16 protein-coding genes are annotated in these 15,321 nt (G+C 46.3%); 14 read left to right on the top strand and 2 right to left on the bottom strand.

Annotated elements, in window-relative coordinates:
- Positions 1–193: 193 nt before the first annotated feature.
- Both ACEPPX_RS01850 and ACEPPX_RS01845 read right to left on the bottom strand, forming a co-directional pair.
- The gene (locus ACEPPX_RS01850) at positions 194–1,813 is read right to left on the bottom strand and encodes a YdgA family protein (protein WP_416622721.1); all 1,620 of its coding nucleotides are present in this window, start codon (positions 1,811–1,813) and stop codon (positions 194–196) included.
- Between the two features lie 140 nt (positions 1,814–1,953).
- Positions 1,954–2,595 carry a hypothetical protein gene (locus tag ACEPPX_RS01845; protein ID WP_416622720.1) on the bottom strand — a complete coding sequence of 214 codons (642 nt, stop codon included), beginning with the start codon at positions 2,593–2,595 and terminating at the stop codon, positions 1,954–1,956.
- 194 nt (positions 2,596–2,789) lie between these two features.
- Here ACEPPX_RS01845 and ACEPPX_RS01840 point away from each other — a divergent pair, with 194 nt between their 5' ends.
- The 14 genes from ACEPPX_RS01840 (at position 2,790) to panB (ending at position 15,194) form a co-directional block, all read left to right on the top strand.
- A complete protein-coding gene (locus ACEPPX_RS01840; protein ID WP_416622719.1) occupies positions 2,790–3,140 on the top strand; it encodes an ArsC family reductase in 351 nt (116 codons plus the stop codon).
- An 8-nt stretch (positions 3,141–3,148) separates the two neighbouring features.
- Complete coding sequence (locus ACEPPX_RS01835) at positions 3,149–3,892, top strand: UDP-2,3-diacylglucosamine diphosphatase (protein WP_416622718.1); 744 nt, start codon at positions 3,149–3,151, stop codon at positions 3,890–3,892.
- Positions 3,893–4,179: 287 nt separating this feature from the next.
- On the top strand, positions 4,180–5,547 hold the full coding sequence (locus ACEPPX_RS01830) for a calcium-binding protein (protein ID WP_416622717.1): 1,368 nt from the start codon (positions 4,180–4,182) through the stop codon (positions 5,545–5,547).
- A 305-nt stretch (positions 5,548–5,852) separates the two neighbouring features.
- Positions 5,853–6,713 (top strand): phosphoribosylaminoimidazolesuccinocarboxamide synthase, encoded by an 861-nt coding sequence (locus ACEPPX_RS01825; protein ID WP_416622716.1) that lies wholly within the window; start codon positions 5,853–5,855, stop codon positions 6,711–6,713.
- Between the two features lie 116 nt (positions 6,714–6,829).
- Complete coding sequence (gene argS, locus ACEPPX_RS01820; RefSeq protein WP_416622715.1) at positions 6,830–8,548, top strand: arginine--tRNA ligase; 1,719 nt, start codon at positions 6,830–6,832, stop codon at positions 8,546–8,548.
- 320 nt (positions 8,549–8,868) lie between these two features.
- Positions 8,869–9,477 (top strand): DUF4230 domain-containing protein, encoded by a 609-nt coding sequence (locus ACEPPX_RS01815; protein ID WP_416622714.1) that lies wholly within the window; start codon positions 8,869–8,871, stop codon positions 9,475–9,477.
- Positions 9,478–9,500: 23 nt separating this feature from the next.
- The gene (tpx, locus tag ACEPPX_RS01810; RefSeq protein ID WP_416622713.1) at positions 9,501–9,995 is read left to right on the top strand and encodes a thiol peroxidase; all 495 of its coding nucleotides are present in this window, start codon (positions 9,501–9,503) and stop codon (positions 9,993–9,995) included.
- A gap of 237 nt (positions 9,996–10,232) precedes the next feature.
- Complete coding sequence (gene rnc, locus ACEPPX_RS01805) at positions 10,233–10,955, top strand: ribonuclease III (RefSeq protein WP_416622712.1); 723 nt, start codon at positions 10,233–10,235, stop codon at positions 10,953–10,955.
- 53 nt (positions 10,956–11,008) lie between these two features.
- Positions 11,009–11,935, top strand: coding sequence for a GTPase Era (era, locus tag ACEPPX_RS01800; protein ID WP_416622711.1), 927 nt, complete (start codon positions 11,009–11,011; stop codon positions 11,933–11,935).
- Positions 11,936–11,945: 10 nt separating this feature from the next.
- Entirely contained in the window at positions 11,946–12,515 is a 570-nt protein-coding gene (locus ACEPPX_RS01795) for a class I SAM-dependent methyltransferase (protein WP_416622710.1), read from the top strand.
- A gap of 139 nt (positions 12,516–12,654) precedes the next feature.
- Positions 12,655–13,026, top strand: a complete 372-nt coding sequence (locus ACEPPX_RS01790; RefSeq protein ID WP_416622709.1) for a SirB2 family protein — start codon at positions 12,655–12,657, stop codon at positions 13,024–13,026.
- Between the two features lie 19 nt (positions 13,027–13,045).
- Complete coding sequence (folK, locus tag ACEPPX_RS01785; RefSeq protein WP_416622708.1) at positions 13,046–13,534, top strand: 2-amino-4-hydroxy-6-hydroxymethyldihydropteridine diphosphokinase; 489 nt, start codon at positions 13,046–13,048, stop codon at positions 13,532–13,534.
- 68 nt (positions 13,535–13,602) lie between these two features.
- Positions 13,603–14,247, top strand: coding sequence for a deoxynucleoside kinase (locus ACEPPX_RS01780; protein ID WP_047760330.1), 645 nt, complete (start codon positions 13,603–13,605; stop codon positions 14,245–14,247).
- Between the two features lie 155 nt (positions 14,248–14,402).
- Positions 14,403–15,194, top strand: coding sequence for a 3-methyl-2-oxobutanoate hydroxymethyltransferase (gene panB, locus ACEPPX_RS01775; RefSeq protein ID WP_047760329.1), 792 nt, complete (start codon positions 14,403–14,405; stop codon positions 15,192–15,194).
- The last annotated feature ends 127 nt before the right edge of the window (positions 15,195–15,321 follow it).

Below are 15,321 nucleotides of genomic sequence, written 5' to 3'. Positions count from 1 at the left end.
CTTTCCGAAAGGCTATCGGCTTACGAATTTATGCTTATGGAATTTAATTTGTTTATTGAATGAGTACTTTCGGAATTGGTGGTTACGGCAATTTTTTGGGATAGGGGAAATTCATTTTGATTTATTCCTTGCATATGAAATCAGGCCGTCTGAAAAATTTTCAGACGGCCTGATTTGCTAAGAATTATATTCTTTAAGGTGCGCTTGCGCTGTCGGGAATGGTTTCAGGCTCCGAAGCCGCCTGATCCGGTATGTTTGATTCAGGCAACATATCGGCTTCGGTAAACTCAGGTTCCGGCTCGCTTTCAAATATTTTACCGTTGAGCTTGAGTTGGTTGTCAGCCAAATCTATGCGGGTACGGATGATGCCGTTATCGAGGGTGAGATAATTTTCACGCTGCATCGATTGTACGGTGCTGTCTACCATCAGGCGGAGAGTTTCATTGATATCGTCCAAGCTGGCGCGGCCTTCTGCCAAATCTTCGGGGTTCACGCTAAAGAGGTTGCTTGCTTGGTTGATGGCGATTTGTTCCAACAGTTTTTGGGGCACGTTCATATCAAATTGTGCCTGTGTTTTTCTCATCATAGCGGAAAAGTCATTTAAATCGGCTGCCAGCAGGCCGTTAAAGCGAAGCTCGCCTTTCACGTCTACTTTTCCTTGCGGCATGGTAAAGGCGAATGTATTGATTTTTAATACCGGATTTTGAGTAAACAGACCGGCTGCATCGGTTTTGACGGTTTGCAGCAGTTCCGCACGAATCTGCTCTTCGCTTAATTCGCGTGCAGCTAATTCGGTAAGTTTGTTTTTAACGGCCAGCAAGCCTTTGGCATCGAGGTGTTCTGCCGCAACATCAATATCAAGAGGACCGTATTTTTCGTCGCCGTAGGTGAGGTTGGCAAATTGGAAGCGGCCTTTACTGTTGATCCATTCTCCCGCTTCATCGGTTTGCGTGTCGAAGCTTAGTTTGTCGACTTCTATTTTTGAAGGTGCGATTGTGCCGGTGGGATTGATAAAGGCGCCGATTTGCAGGTTGGTTACCAAGTTGACCAGTTCGTTTAATTTGACGTTATAGTCGATGCCTTCTTTCCATTGGATGGAGAATTTATCCAATTTGAAACTGCTGCTGCCCAATGCCAGACGGTTGCCACCGTCTTTGGTTTCGGTATGGATATTCAGATTTTGCAGTACTACATCGCCTTTGTCGGCTAATTTGATATGAAGGAAGGGAGCGGTGTAATCATTATTATAGCTGTCGAAGCCTTTGGTGTAGGCAGTATTGCCGCTCAAACCTTTCCAATCCAGTTTGATACCGGAAAGCTCTTCATAGTCGAAAGCGGGGACTTTGAAACTGATATTGCCCGAACCGCTTAAGTAAACAGTATTGCTCATACTTACTGGCGCCTGATTGCCGAAAAAGCGCGCCAATACTTTTTCTGTTTCCGGGTTGTATTTGAACTCGGTTTCCACGCGTGCCCGAACGGGAGTCAGGCCGCCGGCAAAGGGGCCATGTTGGATATGGTTGACGAGCGTAATGGGCTCGTTCAGTACGGTTTTTAAATTCTCGGGTAAATATTGCTGGGTATTGTGGAGCAAAGAAGGTTTCAGCCGGATAACTGTAGTTTCGGTAGCGCTGAACCAGCCCCGTTCATAATTATGGGATTCGACGGTTAGAAAGCCTGATTGGGCGAGTATTTTTTGTTGTTCGTTGAGGCTTTCTTCGGCTTTTGTACCTAAATAGTAAGGCAGACCTAAAAACAGCACTGCCAAAAGGATGATGATGGTGGCCGAGATGGCAATCAGAAGCTTTTTCATTGCGTCGAATTTAATAATAGCTAAAGGCCAAGCATAGCATTTTTTAGCGGCTTTGTCTTTTTTGCACGGCAGAGGGTAGATTGGAATTAGGTAGTAAAAAAGCACCCTTTAAGGGTGCTTTTGATTATCTGGCGTATTATTTATTGTAACTCGCGAACATCGCGCCAACCATCATTGGTTTGCATAAGCGTAGCGCTTTGAGTACGTGTTTTCTCAATATCGGCCCAACTGTCGCCGCCTTGTTTGATCAGCTTGCGGGCCCAACTTTCAGGTTTGAATTCCGCTTCGTAGGAAACTTGTGAAACTGTTACACCGTTTGAAGGTGTCGGTTCGGTGTACCAATTGATCTTGTCGACCGTTTGGACACCTAAGCAAAACAACGGGCCATGGGAGCTGGGGCGAACTTGTCTATTGCCTTTTTCGGTAAGTTGGAAAACTTGCGTACGTATGTTTTCATCTCCGTCTTCGGTAATTTCGGTTTTTTGGCGTTCGTAAAATCCTTCATTGGTTAGCAGACGCATTTGTTTGAGATTATTTTCATTGATTTCCTGGCCGTTTCGGTTTTGTTCGGCAATTTTAATTACAGGTTCGCCCAACATGATACCGGAGCTGCTGCCATTTTCCGGTGATTGGATATCCAGGCTCAAAGGCAGACAAAAACGATTTTGCCCTGCGTATCGTTCAATCGATTTTTTAAATTGCGTATTACTGGCGGAATTTTTATCGCCGCATGCGGTAAGCATGGCGGCAGCGGCAATAGCGGTGATGATGGCTTTTTTCATATCGGTAGTTCTCCTGCTGTTTTTGAATGCCTTCTATCAAAGCAAAGGTGTTTATTAAAATAAGCATAACTTTTTTTAGATAGTCTTCCAAATTTTTTACTTGCTAAATTTTATGTTGCCATATATTTGAAGCATGACAACTATGTTGCGAAAACGTACAATTGGGTTCTTTTAATAAAATTGATTTGGAAATCATGATAAAAATTTACGGCATTCCGAATTGCGATACGGTCAAAAAAGCCCGGCGCTGGTTAGAAGAAAACCAAGTGGCCTATGAATTTATTGATTTCAAAAAGACGCCGCTGGATAAGGCTTTAATTGAGAAATGGTTGGCAGATATTCCAATGGAAGTATTATTAAATAAGCGTGGTACCACTTGGAGAAAGCTTGATGAAGCACAGAAGGTATCAGTAGAAAACCATGATGCCGCCATTGCTTTAATGGTAGACCAACCCAGTTTAATCAAACGTCCCATAGCCGATATGAATGGCCATTATCATGCCGGCTTTCAGATTGTCGATTACGAATCATTTTTTAGAAAATAATGAAATATATGAATACACAAACCATTTTTATTTCCGACTTGCACCTTTCCGCAGATGTGCCGGAATTAAACAAATTGTTTTTTCACTCTTTGGCAGAATGGCGAGGCAAAATCGACGCGCTCTATATCCTTGGCGATTTTTTCGATGTTTGGGTAGGAGACGATGACGAGAACCCGTTTATCAATAGTGTTGTTCAGGCTTTGGTAGATTTTACTGCCGAAACACCCGTATTTATCCAGCATGGTAACCGCGATTTTTTATTGGGTAATGCTTTTGCCGAGAAAAGTGGCGTACAGATGTTGCCTGAGCAGTATATAGCTGAGATTTACGGTAAACCTTATTTATTGGTACACGGCGATGAATTATGTACGGATGATTTGGCATACCAGCAATTCCGTCTGCAATCGCGTAATCCGATGTGGCAGGCTGCCGTTTTGACCAAGTCCTTGGCAGAACGCCGTATGTTGGCCGGGCAAATACGTATGATGAGCGAAATCAAAAAAGCCGAAGACGGTAAAAGCGAAATCTCTGATGCCACTGAAGCCGGTATTCAAGCTTTGTTGAGCCAACATCGAGGTAAAGGTATTGAGGTATTGATTCACGGTCATACCCACCGCCCGGCAGTACATGTTCACGAGACAGAAGAAGGCAGTGTGCATCGTTATGTGCTGCAAGATTGGGAAAACGGCAAAGGCGGTTATTTGAGTATCACTTCAGACGGCAAGATAGGCATGCATCTGTTAGAGAAGTGAAGGATTTTATGTAATATGGTAAAAGAGGTTATGTATTAATATAGTTTGTAACTTTTGTAACTGTTATTTTAATAATATACAGTATTTTATGCTTTAAAAGATGAAAAAAATACATATTATTGCCGTTCATCTTGATTAAATACCGTTGTTCCGGCTCTATGCTATCGACATCTTGAGTCGCACTAGAATGTAAGTCATTAGGGTGGTTGTTTTTTTGCCGCCCTTTAGCTCAGGCGGGAAAAGTATTCTGCCTGAAACCTTGCATGATGTGGATAACCTTGGAGTAAATGATGACTTATTATTACGGTACGGCCTGCTACGGCGGGAAATCTTATAGCTATGGTGGCTATAGCTACAGCGGCTCTAAATACTACGGCTCAACCAGTTGCGGTACCAGTGGAAGCTGGAGCACGGGAAGCACTTGGGGCAGCAAATGCAGCGTGGTAATTAAACCGATTGTAAAACCTGCTTTGTGCTTTTCTTTCTCGAGCCTGATTAAAATCCTTAATCCTGTTTACTGGTGCTATCCGAAGGCTACTGTTACTCCGAAGCCCGAACCAAAACCGACAACTCCCGATTGTCCTAAACCTGAACCTAAGCCGGAACCGAAACCCGAGCCGAAACCGGAACCTAAGCCGGAACCAAAACCCGAGCCGAAACCGGAACCTAAGCCTGAGCCTGCCAAGCCTTGCGTAGACTGCTCAGATGTTGATCCGAACCCAAGCAACCAATACGGTGGTACTGATACCAATCCGGGTAATGTTCTGCATGTTTCCGACATGAATGCCGATGAAAACGGTTATTACTGGGGTTCTGAAGAAAAAGACACCATTACCGGTACTGACGGCGAAGATGTTATTTTCGGCGCAGGCGGCCCCGATGTGATTTACGGTGGCGACGGTAACGATACTATTATCGGCGGCCCGGGCGGCGATTCTTTGTACGGCGGTAATGGCAAAGACTACCTGCAAGGCAGCGATGGTAACGACTACCTCAATGGCGGTCCTGGTGACGATATCATGCTGGGCGGTTACGGTAATGATGTTTATGTTGTACATCAACCCGGTGATGTGGTTAAAGAGTTTGAAAACCAAGGTACCGATTTGGTTTACAGCGTTATTGACTACACCTTGCCTGATCATGTTGAAAATCTGACCTTGCTGACTGATTCTAACTTGAACGGTACCGGTAACTCTCTGGACAACGTAATCACCGGTAATGCAGGTAATAACGTGTTGAATGGCGGTGACGGTAACGATACCTTGTATGGCAAAGGTGGTGAAGACACTCTGATCGGTGGTAATGGTAACGATTACCTGGATGGCGGTTCGGACGATGACGTTCTGAACGGCGGTTTGGGTAACGACACCTACTTCTACGACTTCTGCTATGGCCACGACACCATCGTTGATAATGGTGGTAACGACGTGCTGAAATTTGGTTCTGACATCAAGGCTTCAGATTTGTTGTTCAAAGCCGACGGTAACGACTTGGTTATCAACTTCAAAAATAACCCGACCAATGATAGCCTGACCATTTCTGATTGGTTCTCAGGTGCTGATAATAAAGTGGAAAGCTTCGTATTCACTTCAAGCAACACCACTTGGGACAGCAACGCTATCCAAAACCAACTGCAAACCCATGGTATCGTATAATTTAGTATGAATACTGTGCAGTAATGCTTAACCGCCCGATGATTCGGGCGGTTTTTTATATTCGGGCTACGGAGCTTGCCAACAGGCCGTCTGAAAATTTCAGACGGCCTGTTTGATCGGGTATGAATTAATGCTGTGTTGATTATATTATAGGGAATTCTGATTGGGAAAAAGCAGGGTATGGTTTCTGATAAAATGATTATAGTAATATCATGGGTGTAAGGCATCTCCTTAAGTCGGTGTGCCAATCGTCTTAAAATCAAGTAAAATACGCGCTTGAATTCAATTTTCCGGGTAGGGTAGCCATGAGTGAAATCAGTCTGAAAAAAATTTATTCAGGTAAGGTGCGGGATCTTTATGAAATAGATGACAAGCGTATGCTGATGGTTGCTTCAGACCGTTTGTCTGCTTTTGACGTTATTTTAGATGATCCTATTCCCGGCAAAGGTGAGATTCTTACCCAAATTTCCAATTTCTGGTTCCAGAAACTCGGCCATATAATGCCTAACCATTTCACGGGGGAGACGGTTTATGATGTATTACCCGAATCGGAAGCGAAATTGTTGGAAAAGCGTGCTGTAGTAGCCAAAAAACTCGAACCGGTGAAAGTTGAAGCGATTGTTCGCGGTTATCTGGCCGGAAGCGGTTGGAAAGATTACCAGCAAACAGGAGCAGTATGCGGCATCAAATTGCCGGAAGGTTTGCAAGAGGCGCAGCAGTTGCCTGAGGTGATTTTTACTCCGTCTACCAAGGCGGCGGTGGGCGACCATGATGAAAACATCAGTTTTGAAGAGTGTGAGGCCATTATCGGTAAAGAGTTGGCGGAGGAAGTTCGTGCCAAAGCCATTCAGCTTTATACGGAAGCCGCAGAATATGCCAAAACAAGGGGTATTATTATTTGCGATACCAAATTTGAATTCGGCTTGGACGAAAATGGTACGTTAACCCTAATGGATGAGGTTTTGACTCCTGATTCCAGCCGCTTTTGGCCTGCCGATCAATACCGTATGGGCAGCAATCCGCCGTCTTTCGACAAACAGTTCGTGCGTGATTGGTTGTTGCAAAGCGGCTGGAACAAACAGGCTCCCGCTCCCAAAGTGCCGGAAGATGTGGTGGAAAAAACCGTAGCCAAATATCGTGAGGCATTGCATCTTTTGGCCGATTGATTAAATAAAGCCCGATTTTCGGCGAATATAAATTTCAGCCGTTCGACAGATTGCCGCCGATCATTTCGGCGGCAGCCATTTTTCAGACGGCATAATGATATTAAGACGGATACATAATGAAATTACATCAGACTGTAGCAAAGCATGTAGAAGCAGCTTTTAACACGGCAGGTATCGGCGGTGAGCCGATCGTATTGCAACCTGCAAAAAATGCCGATTTCGGAGATTTTCAAATTAACGGCGTGATGGGTGCGGCCAAAAAAAGTAAGCAAAACCCGCGCGAGTTGGCCCAAAAAGTTGCCGATGCATTATTGCAAAACAGCGTGATAGAGTCTGCCGAAGTTGCAGGCCCGGGTTTTATCAACTTGCGACTGAAAGCCGGATTTTTGGCAGAAGAGGTGTATGCGGCACTTTCAGACTGCCATCTGAACGTCAGCCCCTGTTCCGATCCGCAAACAGTAGTGATTGATTATTCTTCTCCGAATTTGGCTAAAGAAATGCATGTAGGCCATTTGCGTTCAAGCATTATCGGTGACAGCCTCAACCGCGTATTGTCTTACCTTGGCCATAAGGTGATTGCCCAAAACCATGTGGGCGATTGGGGAACACAATTCGGCATGCTGGTGGCTTATATGGTGGAGCAGAAACAGGAAAATGCCGAGTTTGAATTGGCCGATTTAGAGCAGTTTTACCGTGCCGCGAAAGTGCGTTTTGACGAAGATACCGCTTTTGCCGATACCGCCCGTGAATATGTGGTGAAACTGCAAGGCGGTGATGAAACCGTATTGGCGTTATGGAAGCAGTTTGTAGAGATTTCGCTTAAGCATGCCCAAGCCGTTTACGATACTTTGGGGCTCAAGCTAACGCCGGCGGATGTGGCGGGTGAATCTAAATACAATGATGATTTGCAAACCGTTGTGGATGATTTGGTTGCGAAAAATCTAGCAGTGGATGATGAAGGTGCCAAAGTCGTGTTTTTGGACGAGTTCAAAAACAAAGACGGCGAACCGGCAGCGTTTATCGTGCAAAAACAAGGCGGCGGTTTTTTATATGCCAGTACCGATTTAGCCTGCGTGCGTTACCGTGTAGGCAACTTGAAAGCCGACCGTTTGTTATATGTGGTGGATACCCGTCAAAAACTACACTTCGAGCAACTATTTGCCACTTCGCGCAAGGCAGGCTATCTGCCTGAAAATGTAAAGGCAGAGTTTATCGGTTTCGGTACCATGATGGGGCAAGACGGCAAACCGTTTAAAACCCGCAGCGGTGATACGGTGAAGCTGGTGGATTTGCTGGACGAATCAGTTGAACGCGCAACAGGTTTGGTAAAAAGTAAAAATACCAATTTAAGTGACGAAGAAGCTGCGCAAATAGGCCAAGTAGTCGGCATCGGTGCGGTAAAATACGCCGATTTGAGTAAAAACCGCCTTAGCGATTATGTATTCAACTGGGATGAAATGCTCAGCTTCGAAGGCAATACCGCACCTTATTTGCAATATGCCTATACCCGTGTACAAAGCGTATTCCGTAAAGCGGGTGAATGGGATGAAAATACCAAGCCCGAGTTGGTCGAACCTTTGGAAAAACAGCTTGCCGTTGAACTGCTGAAATTTGAAGACGTGTTGCAAAGCGTGGCCGATACGCTGAATCCACACTATTTGGCGGCCTATCTCTACCAAGTGGCAACTTTGTTCAGCCGTTTCTACGAGGCTTGCCCGATTCTAAAAGCCGAAGGAACTACGCGAAACAGCCGCTTGCAATTGGCCGCACTTACGGGCGAAACACTGAAGCAGGGTTTGGGTTTGTTGGGTATTGAAACGTTGGATGTGATGTAGTTTGTATCGGGGCCGTCTGAATATTTCGGGCGGCTTTTTTATTGCTTTCGTATGAAATATCTATTTCAAAAACATACGTTTGATAAAAAAAGGCCGTCTGAAATATATTTCAGACGGCCTTTAACAAAGTATCTGCGTAACATCGGTCAAACTTATTTGTACATATATGGTGAGCGGTATTTTTACCGACAAGGCGCGGTGATAGGAATCGTAAACGTTTTCGTGCCATACACGAATTTACACGGCGGCGGTGTTGAAATCGGCCGCAGTGTGATCATATATAGAAAACTTAAACAACTGAATTATCTTGTTTATCAGTGATGAAGATTTTATTTCGCTTGACTGTATCGGTGTTGTTGGCAGCAGGTGCTTATGCAATGTGGTTGCATTATGGTGCTTTGAAGCCGTCTGAAAATACAAAGGTATTAACGCGCGAAGGTGTGCTTACCCAGATTCAAGACTTAAACCGTCTTGAAAGTACGGCGTTTTATATCGACACGATTATCAAAACCGAAAAGCAGGGCAATTGGTATGCTTTGTGGCAGGATGCGCAACGAGGTTTGTTTCTGGCCAAGGGCCGGGTGGTGGCCGGAGTGGATTTGAACAAACTGACGCCCGAACATGTGAATGTGGTGGATAACAAGGTGATTATCAGTTTGCCTCCGGTAGAAATTTTAAGTGTGAATTTAGACGACATAGAAGTTTATGATTTGAAAACCGGTTCGCTCGGTTTGCATCCGGTAGATAAAACAGTTTTCCAAACCGTACAAGCAGAGGGTAGGCGGCAGGTTTTAACCAGCGCCTGCAAAGCCGGTATTTTGGAGCACGCACAAAATCAGGCGCAGTTGCAGTTGGAAAAACTGTTTGCGCTTACCCAAACCGAAGTATCGGTTTATCCTGCCGCTTTACCTGTGTGTAAAGCGGTTTAATATCGTGATGAAAGGATCACAGCATGTCTCAAGTAACCTTACAGGGCAAACCGGTAGAAGTGGCCGGTAACTTTTTACAAGCAGGCCAAACCGCGCCGGATTTCAGTTTGACTGCCGGGGATTTGTCGCAAAAAAGCTTGGCTGATTTTGCCGGTAAACGCAAAATTCTGAATATTTTTCCGAGCGTGGATACCGGTGTATGTGCCAAATCCGTGCGGACATTTAATGAACAAGCAGCCGCTGTGGCCAATACGGCCGTATTATGTATCTCTGCCGACCTACCGTTTGCCCAAGCACGTTTTTGCGGTGCCGAAGGCATTGAAAACGTATCCATGCTCTCTACATTCCGTAGTGATTTTCCCGAAAATTACGGTGTGGCTTTGGTTTCCGGTGCGCTGCAAGGCTTGACTGCCCGTGCAGTGGTTGTACTGGATGAAAACAATCGGGTATTGCATAGCGAGCTGGTTGCCGAAATCGCCCATGAGCCGGACTATACGGCTGCTTTAGCGGTTTTGTGATGTAGAGCGTTATTTGTTATCAAGGCCGTCTGAAATTTTCAGGCGGCCTTTTGTTTGCAAACGGGGGCGAAGGGGAGATTGGAATAAATCTTGGTTTTGTGTGTTTGCATATCGGACGGGAGTAGGTGCCGAAGTGATTTTCTCAGCTATGTATGGTGTGAATGCGGTACAATAGCAGCCTATCTATACCGGAGCTGTAGAGCAGTTCCGGTTAATGTTTTTATTTTTACAGCCATTATGAACCGCAGAACTTTGCAGCAAAACCATTTTGCCCGTATTGAAAAGCAGGCGGGTTATAGTTTTTCCGACCGCTCCTTGCTTGAACGGGCGTTGACCCACCGCAGCTTCTCAGCCAACAATAACGAACGCTTCGAATTTATCGGCGATGCGATTTTGAATTATACCGTTGCCAAAATGCTATTTGATGCTTTTCCCAAATTAAGCGAGGGTGAGTTGTCGCGCTTGAGAGCGAATTTGGTGAACGAAGCGGTATTGGCGGAAATCGCCGTAGAAATGAAACTGGGCGATGCCTTGTTTCTCGGTGTGGGCGAATTGAAAAGCGGCGGCTTCAACCGTCCCTCCATATTGGCCGATGCGTTGGAGGCTTTGTTTGCCGCCGTCAGCTTTGATGCGGATTTTGCCGCCGCAGAGAAAGTGGTGCGCCGTTTGTTTGCCGAGCGGGTGAAAACAGTAGATTTTAAAAACCAAGGTAAAGATGCCAAGACTCTGTTGCAGGAGTTTTTGCAGGCGCAACGCCTAGCTTTGCCAAAATACCGTATTGAAAAGCAAACCGGTGAAGGCGCCGACAGTATTTTCAGAGTATCTTGCGATTTGGGCGAGCTTGGTTTTATCTGTTACGCCGAGGCAGGCAGCCGTAAGGCGGCAGAGCAAAGTACGGCAAAAGAAGCATTGGCTTGGCTTGAGCAGCACCGTTCACCAAAGAAAAGTAAAAAATTATGATTCAGACGGCTTTGATTTGAGAGCATGCCGTCTGGAAACAGGAAAATCATTTTATGAATATGGACGATACCCAATTTCAAATTCCGGATGCCAACGGTTATCGCTGTGGCTTCGTGGCGATAGTAGGCAGGCCGAATGTCGGTAAGTCAACATTAATGAACCACCTTATCGGTCAAAAAATCAGCATTACCAGTAAAAAAGCACAAACCACGCGCCATAAGGTAACCGGTATCTATACCGATGATACGGCGCAATTTGTGTTTGTTGATACCCCGGGTTTTCAAACCCATCACCGTAACGCGCTCAATGACCGGCTGAATCTGAATGTTACCGAAGCCGTCAGCGGTGTAGACATAATCGTTTTCGTGGTGGAGGCGATGCGTTTTAGCGATGCCGACCGCATCGTATTGCAGCAATTGCCCAAGCGCACACCGGTTTTGCTGGTGGTGAATAAGATAGATAAAGACAAAGCCAAGGACAAATTGGCATTGGATGCGTTTATTGCCGATGTGCGTACTGAGTTTGATTTTGCAGGCGTGGAGGTGGTGAGTGCCAAACACGGTCTGCGCATTGCAAACCTGCTCGAAACCCTCAAGCCGTTTCTGCCCGAAAGTATTCCGATGTATCCCGAGGATATGGTTACCGACAAATCCAGCCGCTTTTTGGCGATGGAGATTGTTCGTGAAAAACTGTTCCGCTATTTGGGTGAGGAACTGCCTTATGCCATGAACGTGGAGGTAGAGCAGTTTGAGGAAGAAGAAAGCGGCATGTATCGGATTTATATCGCCGTTTTGGTGGATAAAGACAGCCAAAAGTCGATTTTAATCGGCAAAGGCGGCGAGCGGCTGAAGAAAATTTCGACCGAAGCGCGGTTGGATATGGAAAAACTGTTTGATACCAAAGTTTTCTTAAAAGTATGGGTGAAAGTGAAATCCGGTTGGGCCGACGACGTGCGTTTCCTGCGCGAGTTGGGTTTATAAGACAAAGCCGATGAAGCATCTCGACAATATCCTGCCGTTTGCACACAAGCTGTTACGTGCCGCCATTGGTGAGGGCGGACGTGCCTTAGACGGTACGGCGGGCAACGGCCATGATACGCTGGTGTTGGCCGAGGCTGTGGGAGAGACAGGGCGCGTATGGGCGTTTGATGTACAGGCTCAGGCTTTGGAAAACACCTGCAACCGCTTATTGGCGGCAGGGGTGGCGGAGCGTGTGGTTTTGGTTTCAGACAGCCACGAACATGTTGCACGACATATCCATGAACCGCTGGATGCTGCGGTATTCAATTTCGGATGGCTGCCGGGCGGCGACAAAAGCCTGACCACAGAATCACAAACCAGTATCAGCGCACTGTCTGCCACACTTGGTTTGCTGAAAGAGGGCGGGCTCTTGGTTGCGGCATTGTACCCGGGTCATGAAGCCGGACAGTATGAAGCAGAAGCCGTTGAAGCATGGGCGGCACAACTGCCGCAACGGCAATATGCGGTTTTACGTTACGGCTTTACCAATCGGCAAAACCGTCCGCCTTATTTGTTGGCAGTGGAAAAATTCACAAATTAATAATTATTTCGTTTAAAATACAACGTTGAAGCTTGGGATTGATTTGGCAGTTTCTGCTAATCAAAACCGCTTCGGCATAAATTGTTGTTAGTGTGTCTCAACTTCAGGCCGTCTGAAAAAACACTGGGAGTTTGGCGTAATGTCTTATTTGGCTGTAAAACACAGTCACATGTTGTTTGTGGCAATCACGATTTTACTGTTTAACTTACGTTTTTGGCTGCGTTTTGCACGCCCTGAAAAACCATTGGCGGACATATTGAAAGTATTGCCGCATCTTAACGATACTTTGTTGTTGTTTACCGGCCTTTGGTTGATGAAAATCACCCATTTGACACCGTTCGGCAATGCAAACTGGTTGGGTGTAAAAATCCTGTTGCTATTGGCCTATATCGCTATCGGTATCGTTACTCTCAAAGCTCCTCCTCGCAGCAACAAAGCCAATACGGGCTATTCGCTCAGCATGTTGTGTTTGGCGGGTATTCTTTATTTGGTGTGGTTCAGACCATTCTAAACAAGAGGCCGTCTGAATTATGCAAGAGTCAAAAACAGCCGTTATTGCTTTGGGCAGTAACCTGAAAAATCCCGCCGAACAATTACGCGGTGCATTGGATGCCCTTACTGCACATTCGCAAATCCGAGTGGAAAAGGTTTCTTCTTTTTATGTCACCGAGCCGGTAGGCTATACCGACCAACCCGATTTTGTGAATGCCGTTTGCGTGGTTTCCACCACTTTAAGCGGTATGGAATTGTTGGATACCTTGAACGGTATAGAGGCCGATTTCGGCAGAGAGCGTACTTTCCGTAATGCCCCGCGGACATTAGATTTGGATATTATCGACTATGCGGGCGAAATAAGTGAGCATCCGCGTTTGATTTTGCCCCATCCCCGCGCACACGAGCGTAGTTTTGTGATGCGGCCTTTGGCGGAAATTGCGCCAGATTATTCTTTGGGCATGCACGGTACGGCGGCAGAGTTGGCGGAGACATTGGGTAACGGCGGTATAAGATTGTTGGCATAACAAAAAATCAGCTACGCCCAGGGCCGAAATACAGGTCGAAGCGTGCGGTTTTATTTAGGGAAGGCAGTATGGATTACCGTTATATTGTTGTAGAAGGATCGATAGGAAGCGGCAAATCAGAGCTCAGCCAGCGTTTGGCCGCTTATTTTGATGCGCTGTATCTTACCGAAAGTCCGGAGCGTAACCCGTTTCTCGAGCAGTTTTATCTCAATGCGGCCAATCACGGGCTGGCTACCGAACTGTACTTTCTCATGCGCCGAGCCGAAGCGGTTGAAATCATCAATACCGAAGAAGAGCGTAACGGCCGTATCGTGGCTGATTTTTTGTTGGAGAAAGACCAGATTTTTGTACCAACGGTACTCAAAGGCAGTGATCCGGGTAACGAGCAAACTTTGTTTTGGGAAGTAAAACACAAAGTGATGCCAGAAATTCCCGTTCCCGATTTGGTGGTCTATCTGCAAACTTCAGACGAATTGGCACATAAACGCTTGCAAAAGCGTAACGACGGTACGTTGAATCTCTTTCCCAGCGGTTACTTACAGCAGATTCACGATGAATACCGGCGTTTTTTCCATCTCTACCAAAATGCTCCGCTGCTGATTGCCAATGCAGACGAAATGGACTTTGCGGATAATGACGACCATTTTGAAATGCTGTTGCGTGCCATGAGCAATATGCAGGGTAGCCGTCATTATTTGAATCTAGTAGATTGATCGGAAAAAAGATTTTTCAGACGGCGTGGGTGCGGCTCAGGCCGTCTGAAATATTTTCAGCGGGGTATATGGGTTTATCAGTTTGCCGCCGCTTGAAAACAAAGGCTGCTGTAACCATATAGCGGAAACGAAATTTTATCTGTAAAGAGACTAAGATGATTACAGTCAATACCCTGCAGAAAATGAAAGCAGAGGGTGAAAAAATCGCCATGCTGACGGCGTATGAGGCCAGTTTTGCCGCTTTGATGGACGAAGCTGGCGTAGATGTGCTTTTGGTCGGCGATTCTTTGGGCATGGTGGTTCAAGGACAACAATCTACCTTGCCGGTTAGCCTGCGCGATATGTGCTACCACACCGCCGCTGTGGCGCGCGGTACGAAAAATGCCATGATTGTGAGCGACTTGCCTTTCGGCGCATACCAGCAAAGCAAAGAACAGGCTTTTGCCGCCGCCGCCGAATTGATGGCCGCGGGTGCGCATATGGTCAAACTCGAAGGCGGTGTTTGGATGGCGGAAACCACCGAGTTTTTACAGTTGCGCGGTATTCCCGTATGCGCCCATATCGGCCTCACGCCGCAATCAGTACATGCTTTCGGCGGTTATAAAGTGCAGGGCAAGGGTGACAAAGCACAGGCTTTGCTAAATGACGCCGTCGCACACGAGCAGGCGGGAGCCGCTGTGGTACTGATGGAGTGCGTTCCTGCCGATTTGGGCAAACAAGTGACCGAACGACTGCGCTGTCCGACCATCGGCATCGGAGCAGGTGTGGATTGCGACGGACAGGTATTGGTGATGCACGATATGCTGGGTATTTTCCCGGGCAAAACCGCCAAATTCGTGCGTAACTTTATGGAAGGGCAAACCAGTGTTCAAGCAGCGGTAAAAGCCTATGTGGATGCGGTTAAAAACAAAACATTCCCCGCCCCCGAGCATACATTTGGCTCATAATGTTTTCTCCGTTGCAAACAGTGTATGATTTTTACCCCTAATTTTTCAGACGGCCCCGAAAATACTCAGGCCGTCTGAAATACGATTGGAAACAAGCCAATAGCGTATCCGAGTAGAAATAGAAAAC

Source organism: Neisseria sp. S1, assembly GCF_048060015.1.
Taxonomy (GTDB): domain Bacteria; phylum Pseudomonadota; class Gammaproteobacteria; order Burkholderiales; family Neisseriaceae; genus Neisseria; species Neisseria arctica.
The sequence above is the reverse complement of the archived record's forward strand: the minus strand, read 5'-3'. Positions and strand labels throughout refer to the sequence as shown.

Excerpts from the sequence above, each read along its gene's own strand:
- argS (WP_416622715.1), top strand. The coding sequence starts at position 6,830 with ATGAAATTACATCAGACTGTAGCAAAGCATGTAGAAGCAGCTTTTAAC.
- tpx (WP_416622713.1), top strand. The coding sequence starts at position 9,501 with ATGTCTCAAGTAACCTTACAGGGCAAACCGGTAGAAGTGGCCGGTAAC.
- ACEPPX_RS01825 (WP_416622716.1), top strand. The coding sequence starts at position 5,853 with ATGAGTGAAATCAGTCTGAAAAAAATTTATTCAGGTAAGGTGCGGGAT.
- ACEPPX_RS01795 (WP_416622710.1), top strand. The coding sequence starts at position 11,946 with ATGAAGCATCTCGACAATATCCTGCCGTTTGCACACAAGCTGTTACGT.
- ACEPPX_RS01835 (WP_416622718.1), top strand. The coding sequence starts at position 3,149 with ATGAATACACAAACCATTTTTATTTCCGACTTGCACCTTTCCGCAGAT.
- panB (WP_047760329.1), top strand. The coding sequence starts at position 14,403 with ATGATTACAGTCAATACCCTGCAGAAAATGAAAGCAGAGGGTGAAAAA.
- ACEPPX_RS01790 (WP_416622709.1), top strand. The coding sequence starts at position 12,655 with ATGTCTTATTTGGCTGTAAAACACAGTCACATGTTGTTTGTGGCAATC.
- ACEPPX_RS01845 (WP_416622720.1), bottom strand. The coding sequence starts at position 2,595 with ATGAAAAAAGCCATCATCACCGCTATTGCCGCTGCCGCCATGCTTACC.
- ACEPPX_RS01830 (WP_416622717.1), top strand. The coding sequence starts at position 4,180 with ATGATGACTTATTATTACGGTACGGCCTGCTACGGCGGGAAATCTTAT.
- ACEPPX_RS01840 (WP_416622719.1), top strand. The coding sequence starts at position 2,790 with ATGATAAAAATTTACGGCATTCCGAATTGCGATACGGTCAAAAAAGCC.
- rnc (WP_416622712.1), top strand. The coding sequence starts at position 10,233 with ATGAACCGCAGAACTTTGCAGCAAAACCATTTTGCCCGTATTGAAAAG.
- ACEPPX_RS01780 (WP_047760330.1), top strand. The coding sequence starts at position 13,603 with ATGGATTACCGTTATATTGTTGTAGAAGGATCGATAGGAAGCGGCAAA.
- ACEPPX_RS01815 (WP_416622714.1), top strand. The coding sequence starts at position 8,869 with ATGAAGATTTTATTTCGCTTGACTGTATCGGTGTTGTTGGCAGCAGGT.
- folK (WP_416622708.1), top strand. The coding sequence starts at position 13,046 with ATGCAAGAGTCAAAAACAGCCGTTATTGCTTTGGGCAGTAACCTGAAA.
- era (WP_416622711.1), top strand. The coding sequence starts at position 11,009 with ATGAATATGGACGATACCCAATTTCAAATTCCGGATGCCAACGGTTAT.
- ACEPPX_RS01850 (WP_416622721.1), bottom strand. The coding sequence starts at position 1,813 with ATGAAAAAGCTTCTGATTGCCATCTCGGCCACCATCATCATCCTTTTG.